The 440-nt window shown below is 41.1% G+C and carries 1 pseudogene; it reads left to right on the forward strand.

Going from position 1 to position 440, the window contains the following annotated elements:
* A pseudogene (locus tag KTR07_RS28230) lies at window positions 1-440 on the forward strand (RHS repeat domain-containing protein); the annotation flags it as partial.

The raw sequence follows: 440 nt of genomic DNA on the forward strand, positions 1-440 counted from the left end.
ATAGAATTTGAAAACGGTCATGTCATTTCTTATCTTTATGATGCTGATGGAATAAAACTTCGTACGACGCATATCATAGGGAGTGATACTACAGTAACTGATTATTGCGGCAATGTGATCTATGAAAATGGAATCCCTGTCAAGTTGCTTACAGAAGCTGGCTATGTTACACTGGCCGATTCTAAGTATCACTATTTTGTCCAGGATCATTTGGGTAATAACCGTGTGGTTGTAGACCAGAGTGGTAATGTTGAAGAAGTGAACCATTATTATCCGTTTGGCGGTCTGCTATCAAGTTCGGTAAGTAATGCTGTGCAGCCTTATTAGTATAACGGTAAGGAGCTGGATAGGAAGAATGGTCTTGATTGGTATGATTATGGGGCGCGTATGTATGATGCTGCATTGGGTAGATGGCATGCGGTTGATCCGATGAGTGAGAA

Origin of the sequence: Bacteroides sp. MSK.20.82 (assembly GCF_019052485.1) — a bacterium.
GTDB classification, from domain to species: domain Bacteria; phylum Bacteroidota; class Bacteroidia; order Bacteroidales; family Bacteroidaceae; genus Bacteroides; species Bacteroides thetaiotaomicron.